At 71.3% G+C, this 16,026-nt stretch carries 15 protein-coding genes; 9 read left to right on the top strand and 6 right to left on the bottom strand.

Going from position 1 to position 16,026, the window contains the following annotated elements:
• Positions 1–101: 101 nt before the first annotated feature.
• Positions 102–977, bottom strand: a complete 876-nt coding sequence (locus N1032_RS16110) for a DUF3097 domain-containing protein (RefSeq protein WP_259540202.1) — start codon at positions 975–977, stop codon at positions 102–104.
• Here N1032_RS16110 and N1032_RS16105 point away from each other — a divergent pair.
• The gene (locus tag N1032_RS16105; protein ID WP_259540201.1) at positions 971–1,162 is read left to right on the top strand and encodes a hypothetical protein; all 192 of its coding nucleotides are present in this window, start codon (positions 971–973) and stop codon (positions 1,160–1,162) included. The genes N1032_RS16110 and N1032_RS16105 overlap by 7 nt on opposite strands.
• A 26-nt stretch (positions 1,163–1,188) precedes the next feature.
• Positions 1,189–2,103 carry a carbohydrate kinase family protein gene (locus N1032_RS16100; RefSeq protein WP_259540200.1) on the top strand — a complete coding sequence of 305 codons (915 nt, stop codon included), beginning with the start codon at positions 1,189–1,191 and terminating at the stop codon, positions 2,101–2,103.
• 43 nt (positions 2,104–2,146) lie between these two features.
• Here N1032_RS16100 and N1032_RS16095 read toward each other — a convergent pair whose 3' ends face one another.
• From N1032_RS16095 to N1032_RS16085, 3 genes are read right to left on the bottom strand one after another with little or no spacing between them, the layout of a single operon-like run.
• Entirely contained in the window at positions 2,147–2,788 is a 642-nt protein-coding gene (locus N1032_RS16095; RefSeq protein WP_259540199.1) for a transaldolase family protein, read from the bottom strand.
• Complete coding sequence (locus N1032_RS16090; protein WP_259540198.1) at positions 2,788–5,259, bottom strand: alpha-ketoacid dehydrogenase subunit alpha/beta; 2,472 nt, start codon at positions 5,257–5,259, stop codon at positions 2,788–2,790. Before N1032_RS16090 ends, N1032_RS16095 begins: the two co-directional genes overlap by 1 nt.
• A gap of 39 nt (positions 5,260–5,298) precedes the next feature.
• The gene (locus N1032_RS16085) at positions 5,299–6,714 is read right to left on the bottom strand and encodes a dihydrolipoamide acetyltransferase family protein (RefSeq protein WP_259540197.1); all 1,416 of its coding nucleotides are present in this window, start codon (positions 6,712–6,714) and stop codon (positions 5,299–5,301) included.
• A gap of 125 nt (positions 6,715–6,839) precedes the next feature.
• Here N1032_RS16085 and N1032_RS16080 point away from each other — a divergent pair, with 125 nt between their 5' ends.
• The gene (locus tag N1032_RS16080) at positions 6,840–7,868 is read left to right on the top strand and encodes a sugar-binding transcriptional regulator (RefSeq protein WP_259540196.1); all 1,029 of its coding nucleotides are present in this window, start codon (positions 6,840–6,842) and stop codon (positions 7,866–7,868) included.
• 2 nt (positions 7,869–7,870) lie between these two features.
• Positions 7,871–8,533 carry a ribulose-phosphate 3-epimerase gene (gene rpe, locus N1032_RS16075; protein WP_259540195.1) on the top strand — a complete coding sequence of 221 codons (663 nt, stop codon included), beginning with the start codon at positions 7,871–7,873 and terminating at the stop codon, positions 8,531–8,533.
• Between the two features lie 3 nt (positions 8,534–8,536).
• Here rpe and N1032_RS16070 read toward each other — a convergent pair whose 3' ends face one another.
• On the bottom strand, positions 8,537–9,478 hold the full coding sequence (locus N1032_RS16070; protein WP_259540194.1) for a sugar-binding transcriptional regulator: 942 nt from the start codon (positions 9,476–9,478) through the stop codon (positions 8,537–8,539).
• A gap of 178 nt (positions 9,479–9,656) precedes the next feature.
• Here N1032_RS16070 and N1032_RS16065 point away from each other — a divergent pair, with 178 nt between their 5' ends.
• From N1032_RS16065 to N1032_RS16045, 5 genes are all read left to right on the top strand, one after another.
• Positions 9,657–10,355: a KpsF/GutQ family sugar-phosphate isomerase gene (locus N1032_RS16065; protein ID WP_259540193.1), complete on the top strand. Its 699-nt coding sequence runs from the start codon at positions 9,657–9,659 to the stop codon at positions 10,353–10,355.
• Between the two features lie 2 nt (positions 10,356–10,357).
• Positions 10,358–11,848 carry a xylulokinase gene (xylB, locus tag N1032_RS16060; protein WP_259540192.1) on the top strand — a complete coding sequence of 497 codons (1,491 nt, stop codon included), beginning with the start codon at positions 10,358–10,360 and terminating at the stop codon, positions 11,846–11,848.
• Between the two features lie 40 nt (positions 11,849–11,888).
• Positions 11,889–12,935 carry an ABC transporter permease gene (locus N1032_RS16055; protein WP_259540191.1) on the top strand — a complete coding sequence of 349 codons (1,047 nt, stop codon included), beginning with the start codon at positions 11,889–11,891 and terminating at the stop codon, positions 12,933–12,935.
• A gap of 11 nt (positions 12,936–12,946) precedes the next feature.
• Positions 12,947–13,948 (top strand): substrate-binding domain-containing protein, encoded by a 1,002-nt coding sequence (locus N1032_RS16050; RefSeq protein WP_259540190.1) that lies wholly within the window; start codon positions 12,947–12,949, stop codon positions 13,946–13,948.
• A gap of 85 nt (positions 13,949–14,033) precedes the next feature.
• Positions 14,034–15,617 carry a sugar ABC transporter ATP-binding protein gene (locus N1032_RS16045; protein WP_259540188.1) on the top strand — a complete coding sequence of 528 codons (1,584 nt, stop codon included), beginning with the start codon at positions 14,034–14,036 and terminating at the stop codon, positions 15,615–15,617.
• A gap of 129 nt (positions 15,618–15,746) precedes the next feature.
• Here the strand turns inward: N1032_RS16045 and N1032_RS16040 are convergent, their stop codons facing one another.
• Entirely contained in the window at positions 15,747–15,872 is a 126-nt protein-coding gene (locus N1032_RS16040; protein WP_259540187.1) for a hypothetical protein, read from the bottom strand.
• Positions 15,873–16,026 lie beyond the last annotated feature (154 nt).

Here is a 16,026-nt window from a genome sequence, read left to right as displayed (position 1 = left end):
AGGGTGTTCGCCGTTGAGGAGGCCGGTGTGGCCTCCCGAAGGGGGCGGGGGGCGTGGTGGCCTCCCGAAGGTTGCGCGGGCGGCTGCGGAGGGCTCGGGCGCTAGGCCGGCTCGGTCACGAAGTCGATGAGTTGCTCCACACGGCCGAGCAGCACCGGCTCGAGGTCGGTGTAGGTGTGCACCCGCGACAGGATGCGTTTCCACGCCCGCGCGATGTCGGCCTGGTCGGCGTGCGGCCAGCCGAAGGCCTCGCAGATGCCGTGCTTCCACTCGATCGAGCGCGGCACGGTGGGCCAGGCACGGATGCCGAGCGCCTTCGGGGTGACGGCCTGCCAGATGTCGACGAACGGATGCCCGACGACGAGAACGTTCGATCCGAACGGGCCGCGCGCAACGGCATCCGCTATCCGGCTCTCCTTCGAGCCGGCGACCAGGTGGTCGACGAGCACGCCGATGCGCCGCTCGCGCGTCGGGGCGAACTCGCGCACCACGGCGTCGAGGTCGTCGACGCCCTCGAGGTATTCCACGACGACGCCCTCGCCGCGCAGGTCGTCGCCCCAGACCTTCTCGACCAGCTCGGCATCGTGCCGGCCCTCGACGTAGATGCGGCTGGCGCGGGCCACCCGCGCGCGTTCCTGCGGGGCTGCGAACGATCCGGAGGCCGTGCGCCGCCGCCCGGCCTCGGCCGCCTTGGTGGCCGCGGACTTCGGATGCACCAGCTGCACCGCTCGGCCCTCGAAGAGGAATCCGGCGCCGAGCGGAAACACCCGCCGCGTGCCGTGGCGGTCTTCGAGCTCGACCGTGCGGCCCTCGACGCGGACGACGGAGCCGCAGAAGTCGGTGGCCACCTCTTCGACCACGAGGTCGAACTCGGCCTCGACCCGGGGCAGTTCCACGGGCCGGGCGCGGCGGTTGTAGTCGGCGAGCACGTCGGAGCCGTAGCGGTCGTCGAGGTCGGCGGTGGGATCGAATGGCACCTCAGAAGGCTACGCGCCGCGAAGCCGCCACCCCGGTCGCGACGGCGGTGCGCCCCCAGGTCGGCTCGGCGGCGGCATCCGGGAGCCCGCGTCCGGGAGCCGGCATCCGGAAGCCGGCATCCGGAAGCCCGCATCCGGAATCTTCCGGCGACCCCTCACCGCCGGGCGGGCGGGCAATACACTGAGAGCCATTCAGCAGAGGGGATGCCTGGTGGCCGCTACCGTGCTCGCGATCGGTGAATCGCTCGTCGACGTCGTCGAGAGCGCCGAGGGTGCGGCCGAGCACCCGGGCGGCTCGCCCATGAACATCGCCTACGGGCTGGCGCGCCTGGGTCGCAGCGTCAAGCTGCTCACCGCGGTGGGGCCGGATGCGCGGGGCGAGTCCATCGTGCACCACCTGCGCGAGGCGGGTGTCGAGATCGTGGCCGCGTCGTTCCGCGATGAGGTGACGTCGTCGGCGACCGCTCGTCTGCGGGCCGACGGATCGGCCGAGTACGACTTCGACGTGCGCTGGTCGGTGCCGGCCGGCGTCGAGCTGCCGGTGGCCGACATCGTGCACACCGGGTCGCTCGGCGCCTTCGTCGAGCCCGGCGGATCGGCGGTGGTGGCGCTGTTGCGCAGCCGGCCCGACGCGATCGTGACGTTCGACCCCAACATCCGTCCGGCCCTCGTGGGGTCGCACGACGCGGCGTGCGCACGGTTCGTCGAGATCGCCCGGCTCAGCACCGTGCTGAAGCTGAGCGACGAGGATGCCGAGTGGCTCTTTCCGCGATCGAGTGTCGACGAGTCGATCGATCGCATCCTGCAGCTCGGTCCGGCGGTGGTGGCGGTGACCCGCGGGGGCGATGGGGCCGTGCTGGCGACGGCATCCGAACGGCGGGTGGTGCCGGGGGTGCCGGTGACCGTGGTCGACACGATCGGGGCGGGCGACTCGTTCATGAGCGCGCTCATCTGGCAGCTGGCGGCGCTGCTCGACGCCGGGGTCGACCCCCTAGCCCTCCGCGACGGATCGGCGTTCGACGCCGCCGAGCTCGCCCGCATCGGCGCCTTCGCGGCCGACTGCGCGGCCGTCACGGTCTCCCGCGCCGGCGCGAACCCGCCCACCCTCGCCGACCTGCCGCGGTAGCGCGCGTCAGCCGCCCGCGTCAGCCGCCACCGCGCCGCCCGCGTCAGCCGCCCGCGGCGACCCGCTCGAACTCGAGGGCCGACTGCTCGGTGACCGGGTCGACCATCATCGCCAGCAGCACGGGCACGTCGGCCGTGATGTGGCTCACGCCGTTGAGCGCGAGCGTGGCCGCCGCGTTCGGCGACCGCACGCTCGCGACGAGCACGCGGGTGCGCGTCGAGGCGAGCACCGTGGTCATGTTCGACACCTTCGACAGGCCGTCTTCGCCCGAGTCGACCAGCCGGCCGAAGTAGGGCGCGATGTAGTCGACGCCGAGGGATGCCGCGAACGTGGCCTGCGCGAGGCTGTAGACGGCGGTCAGCAGCACCCGCACGTCGTGCGCCATCAGGTCGTGGGCCACCCGGAACCCGTCGGGGGTGGCCGGCACCTTCACCACCACGCGATGCCCGAATCCGGCGATGCGCGAGGCGTCGTCGAACAGCGCGGCCCGCGAGTCGCCCGTGGCCTGCAGGAAGATCTCGTCGGCGCCGGCGGCACTGAACTCGTCGTAGAGACGCGGCAGATCGGCCGCTCCCAGCCCGTCGCGCGCGAGGATCGACGGATTGGTGGTGACCCCGCGCACGAGCCCGTCGTGCAGCAGCGGAACCACCGCCGCCACCGAGGCGCTGTCGGCGTAGAGCTTCATCAGATGCCCATCGCCGACTCGTCGAGCGTGCCCTCGGCCCCCGGGGCGTCTTGCACCACGTGACCGGCGAGCGGCAGGATGCGCGAATGCACCGCGTCGACGATGTCGGCCGGGGTCACGAAGAAGTCCCACTCGAGTTCGGCCGGCGGTGCGATCCAGTTGCGGGCGCCGAGCACCACCACCGGGGCATCCAGGTCGTCGAACGCCTCGGTCGAGACGGTGGCCGCGACGGTGTTGAGCCAGCTGCCGCGCAGGTTCGCATCCGACACGCAGACCAGCCGACCGGTCTTCGCGACCGACTCCAGCAGCAGGTCGTACTCGAACGGCACGAGCGAGCGCGCGTCGATCACCTCGGCCGAGACGCCGTAGGTCTCCGACAGTTCGCGTGCGGCATCCAGGCCCCGGTAGAGGGCGGCGCCGACGGTGAGGATGGTGAGATCCGACCCGGCGCGCACCACGTGCGGCGCGCCGATCGGTGTCTGGTAGTAGTCGGCCGGCACGCCCTCGGGGTAGACCGTCTCGACCGTGTCGTAGAGCCGCTGGCTCTCGAAGAACACCACCGGGTCGTTGCCCGAGAGGGCCGACGCGAGCAGCCCTTTGGCGTCGTGCGCCGTGGCCGGGAACACCACTTTGAGGCCCGGCACCCCCGCCACCATCGAGCTCCAGTCCTGTGAGTGCTGGGCGCCGTATTTCGCGCCCACTGACACCCGCAGCACCATGGGCACGGTCGCGAGCCCGCCCGACATCGCCTGCCACTTGGCCATCTGGTTGAAGATCTCGTCGCCGGCGCGCCCGATGAAGTCGGCGTACATCAGCTCGACCATCGCCCGTCCGCCCGAGAGTGCGTAGCCGACGCCGGCCCCCACGATCACGGCCTCCGAGATCGGCGAGTTGAACAGGCGATGCCGCGGCAGCAGCTCGGTGAGGCCGCGGTAGACCCCGAACGACCCGCCCCAGTCGCGGTTCTCTTCGCCCCACATCGCCAGCCGGTCGTCGGCGGCGGCGTGCGTGACGATGGTCTCGAAGAGCGCGTCGCGGAACGTGATCGCCTTCGCCCCCGAGAGCGTCTTGCCGTCGTCGCCGAGGCCCGAGCGCGACTTGCGGGCCAGCGACTGCAGGTGCGGCAGCTCGGCGACCGGCACGAGGGTCTCGCCCGCGGGGGCCTCGGCGAGGTCGATCGACGTGTTGTTGAAGGTGAGTCCCGCCATCACCCGCGGGTCACGCCGCAGCGAGAGACGGGGCGAGACGGATGAATCGATCGCCACCTCGAGGGCCGCCGACACCTTCTTCTCCGCCCACGCCTTCCACTCGGCCTGGCGGCCGGCGGGCACGACACCCCCCTCGACGAGCCGCGCGAAGTGGCTGTCGATCGGGTCGATCGACGCCCACAGGTCGAGTTCGTCTTTGGTGCGGTACGACGAGGCATCCGAGGGCGAGTGCCCCGACTGCCGGTAGGTCTGGCAGTCGATGAGCACCGGCCCGTCGCCCGACTCGAGGTGCTGGCGGGCGATGGTCATGGCCTCGATCACGGCGAGCGGGTTGTTGCCGTCGATGGTCTGCGCGTGCATGTTCTGCGCGTTGATGCCGGCGCCGATGCGGGCGAGCCGGTCGTAGGCCATGGTCTCGCCGATGGTCTGGCCGCCCATGCCGTAGAAGTTGTTGACGATGAAGAACACCACGGGCAGGCCGCCGCGGTGCTCGTCGTCCATCAGGGTGTGCAGCTGCGCCATGCTCGCGAAGTTGAACGACTCCCAGACCGGGCCCGTGCCGGTCGACGCGTCGCCGATCGACGCGACCACGATGCCGGGCTTCGCCTGCAGCCGGTTGTAGAGCGCGGCGCCCGTGGCGAGTGGGCCCGATCCACCCACGATCGCGTTGTTGGGGTAGATGCCGAGGGGCGGGAAGAAGGCGTGCATGCTGCCGCCGAGCCCGCGGTTGAAGCCGGTGCGCCGGCCGAACGTCTCGGCGGTCATGCCGTAGAGCAGGTAGTTGATGGCGAGCTGCTCGAAGTCGTCGTCGGCCAGACGGCTCTGCACGACGTTCCAGATCGCGCCCTCCGACCAACCGCTGAAGGCATCCGTCAGCACCCCGGCGTCGGTGGAATGGATGGCCGACAGGCCCTTCGCGATGACCTCGCCGTGGCTGCGGTGGCTGCCGAAGACCTTGTCGGTCGACGACAGGGTGAAGGCCTGGCCGACCGCGGCCGCCTCCTGTCCGATCGAGAGGTGGGCGGGCCCGGCGTGCACGTAGTCGATGCCGCGGTAGGAGCCCTCGCGCTTGATGGCGTTGAGCATGAGCTCGAACTCGCGCACGAGCACCATGTCGCGCCCGATGCGCTCGAGCGCGTCGTCGCCGTGCAGCGATCGCTCGCGCGCCAGGTCGGGCTCGTAGGTGTTGACGGCGATCGATTCGAACGTGAGCTCCGACCGGCTGCGGGTGGCGGCCGGATCGATGAGCAGCTCTTTTGCCATTGTTCGTCGTGTCCTTCGGTTGAAGCGGGGCGTGGGGGGTCAGAAGGCCGACAGCACGTCGACGGTCTCGATGGCGCGCGCGATGTCGGCGAGCACGCCCGCGGCCGCGGCGCCGTCGAGGGCGCGGTGGTCGAACGTGAGGGACAACGGCAGCAGGCTCGGGGCATCCGGATGCGTGCGGTGCGCCGCACCGACACCGAGGATGCACGACTGCGGCGGGTTGAGCACGGGCGTGAACCAGTGCACGCCGAGGCTGCCGAGGTTCGACACGGTGAAGGTGCCGCCGCTCATCTCGGCCGTGGTGAGCCGGCCCGCGCGCGACTTCTCGATCGCCGCGCGAGCGGCCGCGCCGAGATCGGCGAGGCTCAGCCGGTCGGCGCCGGCGATGACGGGAACGAGCAGCGCCGCCCCGGTGTCGACCGCGAACCCGAGATCGACGCTGTGGTACTGCCGGATGCCGTCCCAGTCGAAGGTGGAGTTGGCCTCGGGATGCTTCGCCACGGCCCTCGCGGTGGCGAACAGCACGATGTCGTTCACGCCGATCTTCGGCAGGCCGCGGTCGTCGGTGACCGAGCGCAGCCGGGCGACGTAGGCGAGCATGGCGGTGGCGTCGGCGTAGCGGGTGAGCGTGACCTGCGCCGAATTCTGCAGCGACTCCGTCATGCGCTGCGCCGTCACCTTGCGGGCGCCGCGCACGGGCACGAGCGTGAAGTCGGCGGCGGCGCCGGCATTGGCTGCTGAGCTGATCGCAGGCGCGTTGTCGGGGTCGGCGGTGGTCGTCGCACCCGCGATCGGGGCGGCAGCACCCGGGGAAGCGAACGAATTGCCGGCGGATGTTTCGCCGGCAGGCGCCGGGCTCTCCGCCCGCGCCTGGGCCCGCGTTCGCGCCGCGAGCACATCGGCGATGATGATGCGCCCGCCCGGCCCGGTGCCGGCGACCGTCGCGAGGTCGACGTCGTTCCGATCGGCGAGGATGCGGGCACGAGGGGAGGCTTTGACGCGCGCCACCGGCGAGGCGGAGGCCGCGGCATCCGTAGCCGTAGCCGTCGCCGTCGCCGTCTCCGCCGAGAATGTCGAAGTGGGAGCCTCGCCGGCCGCCGCAGCCTGCACGGACACGGCCGGGGTTGGTGTCGCCGGCGCGGTGGCCCCCGGATCATCGGCGTCGGCGCCTGGGCCGGCGGAGACCGGCCCAGGCGACGAGCCGCCCAGCACCTCGCCCGCCTCGCCCAGCACCGCGAGCACCTCGTGTTCGGGCACCTCGTCGCCGGGCTCGAACTTGATCGCCAAGATCTCGCCGCCCGCCGGCGCCTCGACCTCGATGGTCGCCTTCGCGGTCTCGAGCGTCACGAGCACGTCGCCGGCGTGCACCTGCGACCCCACCGAGACGTTCCAGTCGACGATCACGGCGTCCTCCCCCGCATTGCCGGTGGTGGGAACTCGAACGTCGATCGACATTGCTCTCCGTCGGGGTGAGGGAGCGGAGACAACCGCTCAAATGTGAAACCAGCGCTCATAAGAGCACGACGCTAGAGTACACTAGCCCCCAGAGCGCGTCAAAGGTCGCGCCATGGAGGAACCCGATGACCGACCCCCGCGCCGTCGTGCGCCGCCCCGGCGACCCGGCCCCCGACGGCCGCCGCGGCACCGCCCCCGTCTCGCTCGAGGCCGCGATCGTCGCCCGCCGCTACTACATCGACGACAAGCAGAAGAACGAGATCGCCGACGAACTGGGCATCTCGCGCTTCAAGGTCGCCCGCCTGCTCGACGAGGCGAAGGCGAGCGGCATCGTGCGCATCTACGTCGACATGCCCGCCGACGTCGACCTCGCGCTCGGCGAGCGGCTGGCCCGGGCCTACGGCATGCCTCGGGCCATCGTGGTGCGCGCCATCGACGCCGCTCCGGATGCCACGGCCGCGCTGATCGGCACGGCCGGCGCCCAGTTGCTGGCCGGCGTCGTGGGCCCCGACGACGTGCTCGGCATCTCGTGGGGCGCCACTCTCACCGGCCTCGTCGACGCGGTGTCGACGCTCGCGCCGGCCGACGTGGTGCAGATGGTCGGCGGCGTGCGGGCGGCCGAGATGGACGTGAGCGGTGTCGAACTCGTACGGCGCCTCACCGGCAAGACCGGCGGCCGCGCCTTTCCGCTGCACGCGCCCCTGCTCGTGCGCACCGCCTCGATGGCCGAAGAACTGCGCGCCGACCCGAGCCTCGCCGACGCCATCGACCGCTTCGGCCGGCTCACGATCGCCCTCGTCGGCATCGGCTCGTGGCAACCGCCCCGCTCGTCGCTGTTCGGCGAGTTCACGCCCGCCGAGCGCGACGACCTGGTGGCGCGCGGCGCCGTAGCCGACGTGTGCTCGGTGGTCTTCGACGCCGCGGGCGCCCCGATCGCCGCGCCCGCGCTCGAGCGCGCGGTGGGCGTGACGGTCGACGAACTGCGCCGGGTTCCCGAGGTGGTGACGCTCGCCGGAGGCGCCGACAAGGTGGCGGCCATCGCGGCGGTGCTGCAGAGCGGGCTGGTCACCACCCTGGTCACCGACTCCGCGACGGCCGAGGCGCTGCTGCTCGTCCGTTCCGACGCGGCGCATCCGGTGACCACTAGGGTCTAGCCGTGGCGATTCGCATCCATCCCAGCATCCTGGCCGCCGACTTCCTGCGCCTCGGCGACGAGCTCGCCCGAGTCGCCGACGCCGACATGATCCACGTCGACGTCATGGACTACCACTTCGTGCCGAACCTCTCGTTCGGCCTGCCGGTCGTCGAGCGCCTCGTCGCGGGCAGCCCCCTGCCGCTCGACGTGCACCTGATGGTCGACGACCCCGCTCGCTGGGCGGGCGACTACGCCGAGGCCGGGGCGCACTCGGTCACGTTCCACGCCGAGGCGGCGGCGGATCCGGTCGACATCGCCCGCGGCATCCGTCGGCGCGGAGCGAGAGCCGGGCTGGCCATCAAGCCGGGCACCCCGATCGAGCCCTACCTGCCCCTGCTCGACGAGGTCGACATGGTGCTCGTCATGACGGTCGAGCCCGGCTTCGGCGGCCAGAGCTTTCTCGCGTCGACCATGCCGAAGCTGCGCCGCTTGCGCGAGGCGGTCGACGCGACCGGCCTCGACGTCTGGGTGCAGGTCGACGGCGGCATCAACGAGGACACCATCGGCGAAGCCGCGGATGCCGGTGCGAACACCTTCGTCGCGGGCTCGAGCGTCTTCGGAGCCGAGCACGCCGGCGACCAGCTCGCCCTGCTGCGCGCCCGCGCCGCGCAGCACGCCCACTAGCGCTCACATCTGCCGCAGCAGCTCCGCCATGGAGTTGTCGGTGACGAGCGTCGTGCCGAGTCCGGCCCGGATGACCGCCCGCACCGCCTCGGCCTTCGACTGCCCGCCGGCGATGAGCACCAGCTCGGGGATGCCGCGCAGCACGTCGATGCCGGTGGCCATCGAGCGGTCCTGCAGGTCGGGCAGCACGGTGCCGTCGTGCAGGATGAGCGTCGACAGCACCTCGGCCGCGACGCCCTTGCGGGTCAGCTCGTCGCGCTCGTGCACGGGCAGGCTCGCCATCATCTGCGAATCCGGCGGATCCCAGCTGCCCACCGCGACCGCCGCGACGGTGATGGAGTCGAACAGCTTCATGGCGGCCGCGACGCCGGGCTGAGTGGCCAGGCTCTGGGCGGTCTGGGCGTTCTGCACGATGAGCGGCACGAACAGCGGATAGGCCTGGCCGCCGCCCACCTCGCTGATCTTGCGCACGAGTTCGAGCGAGTTCTCGGTGATCGACCCCACCATGCCGCCCATCTGCACCACGAGGCAGCGCGCGATCTCGGTCAGCTCGAGCGACATGGCGCTGAGGGTGCGCCCCCAGCCGATGCCGAGCACGTCGGTCTCGGTCACCAGGTCGCTCAGCACCGCGGCGGCGCCGCGGCCCACGGCCTGACGGATGCCGGCGGGCGTGCGCTCTTCGTCGGGCACGTCGATCACGATCACCCGGCGCAGCCCGAACCGCTTGCGCAGCGTCTCGGAGAGCTCGCTGTTGAACGAGTTCGGCGTCGCGATCTCGAATCGCACGATGCCCTCGCGCACGCTCTGCTCGAGCAGCCGGGCGACCTTGAATCGCGACAGTCCCATCTCGTCGGCGATCTCCGACTTGGTGCCGCCGTCGACGTAGAACCGGCGCGCGATGGTGGCGGCCAGGATCGCGGCCCCGGGGGTGAGTGGTGGTGGCATCGCAGCCCATCGTCGGTGAGGTCCGCGCTCGCGGCAGTGGGGGTCGACGGCTGTCGGCCCGAGACCATGATACGGATGCCGGGGCTCTCATGTGCGCTCATTTGAGCACCCTGTTTGACATTCGTGCAGAGGCAGTTTCATACTGAGCGGGACACACCGTCGTGAAAGAGGATCGAGCATGAACGACTCCCCCCAGTCCGCCGTCATCGAGGCGGGCCGCCAGCAGGTTCGCCTCGAGGCGGAAGCCGTGCTCGACATCCTCGACCAGGTCGACGACCGCTTCGTGCGGGTCGCCGCGCTGCTCAACGCGATGACCGGCAAGGTCGTGATGACCGGGTCGGGCACCAGCGGTTTCATCGCCCGCCGCTCCGCTCACCTGTTCTCGGTATCGGGAACCCCCGCGTTCTTCCTCAACCCGGGCGACGGACTGCACGGCTCGATGGGCGCGGTCGAGGCCGACGACGTGATGATCGCCCTCTCCAAGGGCGGGTCGTCGAGCGAGCTCAACGACCTCGTGGCCCGCGTGCAGAGCATCGGAACCACGGTCGTCGCGCTGACCTCCAACGCGAACTCGCCCCTCGGCAAACTGGCCGACATCACCGTGGAACTGCGCAACTACCCCACGGCCGACCCCGGCAACCTGCTCGCCATGGGCAGCACGCTCGCCCACAGCGTGTGGCTCGACGCGCTGGCCGTGGTGCTCATGCGAGCGCACGCGGTGAGTTGGGAGCGCGTGCACTTCACCCACCCCGGCGGCGCGGTCGGCCTGCTCGCTAGCCTGCCCCCGGAGCTGTCGGGCCTCGACATCCCCGAGTTCACCGGTCTCGACGACGGCTTCAGCACCACCGGCACCGCCGGCAGCCGGGAGACCGCCTGATCATGCCCGTCGTCGCCGGGGTCGACTCCTCGACCCAATCCACCACCGTCGTGCTGCGCGACGCCGACACCGGGGCCACCCTGGGCTCCGGCCGCGCGCCGCACTCGCCGACCTTCCCGCCCGTGAGCGAGCAGCACCCGCACGAGTGGTGGGATGCCACGGTCGCGGCCTTCGCCGGGGCCCGCGCCGCGGCATCCGTTCGCCCCGACGACATCGTGGCGGTGAGCGTGGCCGCCCAGTGCCACGGGCTGGTGCCCCTCGACGCGAAGGGCGCCGTCATCCGACCCGCGAAGCTGTGGAACGACACCACCGCCGCCGCCGAGATCGCCGGCCTCACCGAGCAGATCGGCGGCGACGCCTGGACCGATCGCATCGGCACGCTGCCCCCGCCCTCGTTCACCATCGGCAAGCTCGCCTGGCTGAAGGCGCACGAGCCCGAGAACTTCGCCGCGCTCGCCACGGTGCTGCTGCCGCACGACTACCTCACCTGGCGATTGACCGGCGGGGCGCAGGGCGGCCGGGCGGTCACCGATCGTTCCGACGCGAGCGGCACCGGCTACTACTCGGCGCCCGAGGGCGGCTACATCATTTCGGTGCTCGACCTGGTCGACGCCGGCAAGGACTGGCCCGCGATGCTGCCCGAGGTGCTCGACGCCTCGGCGCCGGCGGGCACGGTGCCCTCGGCCGTCGCCGCCGAACTCGGAGTGCGCACGGATGCCGTGGTCGGTGCGGGCGCGGGCGACCAGCACGCGAGCGCGGTCGGCCTCGGCGTCGGCCCGGGCGAGTTCGCCTACGTGCTCGGCACCTCGGGCGTGGTGTTCACCACGAGCGAGAACCCGGTGTTCGACCACACCGGCATCGTCAACTCGGTGGCGGATGCCACGGGCCGCTACCTTCCCCTCATCTGCACGTTGAACGCAGCCAAGGTCACCGACACCGTGGCGCGCCTGCTGGGCGTCGACCATGCCGCCCTCGAGCGCCTCGCGCTCGCCGCCACCGACGGCGCCGGCCTCCGGCCCGTGCTGGTGAGCTACCTCGACGGCGAGCGCACCCCCAACCGGCCGCGGTCGAGGGGCCTGCTCGCCGGCATCTCGAGCGAGACCAGTCGCGAAGAGCTCGCCCTGGCCGCCTTCGAGGGCGTGGTGCTCGGCATGGAGCGTGGTCAGCGCCGCATGCAGCAGATGGGCATCCCGCTCGACGGCCGGCTGCTCGTGACCGGAGGCGGCGCGGCGTCAGCGGCCTACCGCCAGGTCGTGGCCGACGTCACGGGCCGCGCGGTGGAGGTGACCGACGCTCAGGATGCCGTGGCGGGCGGGGCCGCCGTGCAAGCGGCCGCCGTGCTGCGCGGCGCCGACATCCGGGCCGTGCGCGACGAGTGGGCGCCGGCGTCGCGGGTCGTCGCCGAACCCTCGGGGCGCGACTACTCCAGGCTGCGCGACACCTACACCCGCGCAGCGGATTGGACGGGCCTCGATGACGCCTTCAACGACTGACCCGCGCACCACGACACCGATGAAGAACAAGGAGGTTCACGTGAGAAAGCGTCGATTGCCGGATGAGACCGGCATCTTCATCGTGCTGGTGGCGGTGCTGGCGGTCTTCAGCATCCTGTCGCCGAACTTCAGGACCATCGACAACGCCTTCACCCTGCTGGTGAACGGCACCGTGATCGGGTTCCTCGCCCTCGGGCAGACCTTCGTGCTGCTGACCGGCGGCATCGACCTGTCGACCGGCGCGAACATCGCCATGTCGGGCGTGCTGGTGGCCCTCGTGATGCAGGCGGGCGTGCCCTGGCCGATCGCGGTGGTGATCGCGCTGATCGCCGCGACCTCGCTCGGCGTAGTGAACGGACTGCTGATCCACTTCGTGCGCATCCCGCCCTTCATCGCCACCTTCTCGACCCAGGGCGTCGCCCTCGCCATCCCGCTCATCATCACCGGGGCGAACTCCATCCAGGTGCGCGACATCGGCTTCTCGTGGATCGGCCAGGGCCGCATCGCCGGCGTGCCGGTGCCCGTGCTGCTTCTCTTGATCGCCGCGGTGATCGCCGGATTCTGGCTGCGCACCACCCGCCAGGGCGTGCACGTCTACGCCCTCGGCGGCAACAAGAACGCCGCCCGCCTCGCCGGGGTCAACATCGCGCGAACGACCATCCTCGTCTATGCCATCAGCGGGTTCTGCGGCGGCATAGGCGGCATGATCGTGACCTCGCGGCTCATGGTCGGCTTCCCGGCCACCGGCACGGGCAACGAGCTGTTCTACTCCATCGCCGCGGCGGTGGTAGGCGGCATCTCGCTGTTCGGCGGTGTCGGCACCGTGCTCGGCGCCATGATCGGTGCCGTGCTGATCGCCGCCGTGTCGAACGGCATGAACGTGCTGAGCGTGCAGAGCTACTGGCAGTCGCTCGTCATCGGCGTGATCATCCTCGTCGGCGTCTCGTTCGACACGCTCCGGCGGTCGCGTTCCGGCCGCCCGGTGTTCGCCAAACGGGCCTCGGGCCCGAATCCGCCCCCGACCGCGTCACCTCCGACCGCTCCACCCCAGCCCATCACCACCCCCAGCACCACAGAATCACGATGAGAGGACACACCATGAAAACACGAAAGGCACTCGGCGCCGTTGCCGTAGGCGTCTTCGCGCTCACCCTTGCCGCGTGCAGCAATGCCGCCACCGACGGCACGGGCGGCTCGACCGATGCGGCGGGTTCACTGCCGGCATCCTGTTCCGACGACAAGCCGGTCATCGGGGTCGCCCTGCCGAACACGATCAACCCCTACTACATCGCCATGCAGCAGGGCTTCGAAGACCACGCCGAAGAACTCGGCTACACGGTCGACGTGGCGATCGCGAACGACAACGAGAGCGACCAGCTGGCCCAGATCGACGCGTTCGTGCAGAAGGGCGTCTGCGCCATCGCGCTCAACGCCGTGAACTCCGACACGGGCGTCTCGAGCGTCAAGGCCGCGAACCAGGCCGGCATCCCGGTGTTCTCGGTCAACGTCACGATCGACCCCGACGGCCTGAAGAACCAGAACGCCACGATCGTGCAGTATGTCGGCGCCGACCAGAAGACCGGCGGCCAGCAGCTGGGCGAGCAGGCCATCGCCGACCTCGGCACCACCGACAAGCTCGTCGTGGGCATTCTCGGCGAGCCGTCGCAGATTCCGACGAACCAGCGCGACGAGGGCTTCACCGAGGCGATCAAGGCCAACCCCAACGCCACGGTGCTGCAGACGCTCGACACGAACGTCGACCCGGCGGTCAGCCTCCAGGTCACCGGTGAACTGCTGCAGGGCAACCCCGACGTCAACGTCATCTTCGGTGACACCGGACCCGCCGTGGTCGGTGCGCTGCAGGCGATTGCCGAGGCCGGGCGCCAGGACTCGATCAAGGTCTACGGCTTCTGCGCCGCCGACACGCCGCTCGAGGGTGACTACGTGGCCTGCGCCGCGCAGGAGCCCTACGAATACGCGAAGATCGTGCTCGACAACGTGCAGACCTACCTCGGTGGCGACGACGTTCCCGCCGAGATCCTGCAGCCGCTGAAGCTGTACACCACCGGCGAGACCGTCGGTGAGAAGGAATTCGGATAAACCGAACCCGCTGTGAACCGGTGGCCGGGCTTCGCGGCCCGGCCACCACCCCACTCGTCCCCGCGTCAATCGAAGGAGAACGTCAATGACCACCGAGGCAACCGCCCCAGGGCTCCTGGTCGACTCGATCTCGAAGAGCTACGGCCCCACCCGTGCGCTCAGCGACGTGAGCCTGCTCATCCGGCCCGGCCAGGTGACGGCGCTGATCGGCCACAACGGGGCGGGCAAGTCGACGTTGCTGCGATCGCTCTCGGGTGCCGAGGTGCCCGACACCGGCAACATCCGCATCGACGGCGTGGCCCTGCAGCTCGCGGTGCCGCGCGACGCGAGCGACGCCGGCATCGCCTGCGTCTATCAGGAGCTCAGCCTGGTCGATCAGCTGACGGTGGCGCAGAACCTCTTCCTCGGTCACGAGACCGTGAACGGCGGGCTGCTCAGCCGCCGGCAGATGAACAAGACGGCCGACGAGCTCTGCGCCGAATACGGCATCGCGGCGCGCGCGGGCGACCTCATCTCGTCGCTGCCGGTCGCGCAGCGCCAGATGGTGGAGGTCGTGCGCGCCATCAACCAGAACGCGAAGTACATCCTGCTCGACGAGCCGACGACCGCGCTCGAGCAGGAGCAGGTCGACCATCTGCTCGGCATCGTGCGCCGGCTGAGCGCCGATCAGGGCATCGGCGTGCTGCTGGTCGACCACAAGCTCGACGAGGTGTTCGCCGTGGCCGACCACATCGTCGGGCTCTCCGGAGGTCGCGTGGTGCTCGACGGCTCGGCCGCCGAGGTCGACCGGGCGGCCGTCATCGAGGCGATCGTCGGAGACCACGCCGCGGCCGCGGCATCCGTGGAGGACATCGTGGGCGACGGCGTCGGCGAGACCTCGCTCGACTCGGTCGAGACGGTCTCCGAGGCCGTTCGCGCACGCGAGTTCGGGCGCCCGGTGCTCGAGGCGTCGGGGATCGCAGGCAACAACCTCTTCGGCATCGACCTGACGGTGCACGCCGGCGAGATCCTCGGCATCTACGGGCTGGTCGGCTCGGGCCGCACCCGGTTCCTGCGCACGGTCTACGGCGCGTTCCCGCTCGGCGAGGGCGAGTTGCGCCTGCTCGGCGAGCCGTTCCGGCCCACGAGCCCGCGGCAGGCCATCAAGGCCGGCGTCGCCTTCCTGTCCGAGGAGCGCAAGGCCGACGGCTTCGTGCCCCAGATGACGTCGATCGAGAACGTCGTGCTGCCGGTGCTCGGCAAGTACATCCGCGGCGGCATCCTGCGCTGGCGCGCTCTCAAGGGCTCGGCCGAAGACGTGCTGAGCCAGGTGTCGATCCGCGGAGACGTGTCGGCGCCGATCACGTCGCTGTCGGGCGGCAACCAGCAGAAGGCGCTGTTCGCCCGCGCCACGCTGCAGGCGCCGCTGCTTCTGCTGCTCGACGAGCCCACGAAGGGCGTCGACATCGGGGCGAAGCGCGAGATCTACGGCATCATCCGCGCGCTCGCCGACGAGAAGAACGTGGCCGTGATCGTGGTGTCGAGCGAGGAGGAGGAGCTCACCGAGCTCGCCGACTCGATCGCCGTGTTCCGCGGCGGGGCGTGCGACGGCGTGGTCTACCCGCGGTCGTCGGTGAGCGCCGCGCAGCTGCGGGAGCTCGCCTGGGCGGAGACGGCCGACCGGGTCTGACCGGTTCTGCCCGGCGGGCCGGGTTTCGGGAGGATGTGCGCCGCCTCGCGCCGCCGGCGGCGGCGGGTGCGCGCAGCTCCTCCCGAAACGCGCGCTCGGGCCGCCCGCCCGGCGGCTCGGCGGCCCGGCTCAGGCGTCGGCGGCGGTCGCCGCCTCGCGCTTGGTGACGGGTTTGGCCGCCTCCTGGGTGGAGACGGCCGACCGGTTCTGCCCGGTTCGGCCCGGGGGCGGATTTCGGGAGGACGTGCGCGGCATCGGGCCGCCGGCGGCGGCGGGTGAGCGCAGCTCCTCCCGAAACGCGCGCTCGGGCCGCCGGCGGGTCGGCGGCGCGGCTCAGGCGTCGGCGGCGGTCGTCGGTGAGCGCCGCGCAGCTGCGGGAGCTCGCCTGGGCGGAGACGGCCGACCGGGT

This window comes from Herbiconiux daphne (assembly GCF_024979295.1).
Classification (GTDB): Bacteria; Actinomycetota; Actinomycetes; order Actinomycetales; family Microbacteriaceae; genus Herbiconiux; species Herbiconiux daphnes.
Note: the sequence above shows the minus strand (reverse complement) of the source record. Positions and strands in the feature narration are given on the sequence as shown.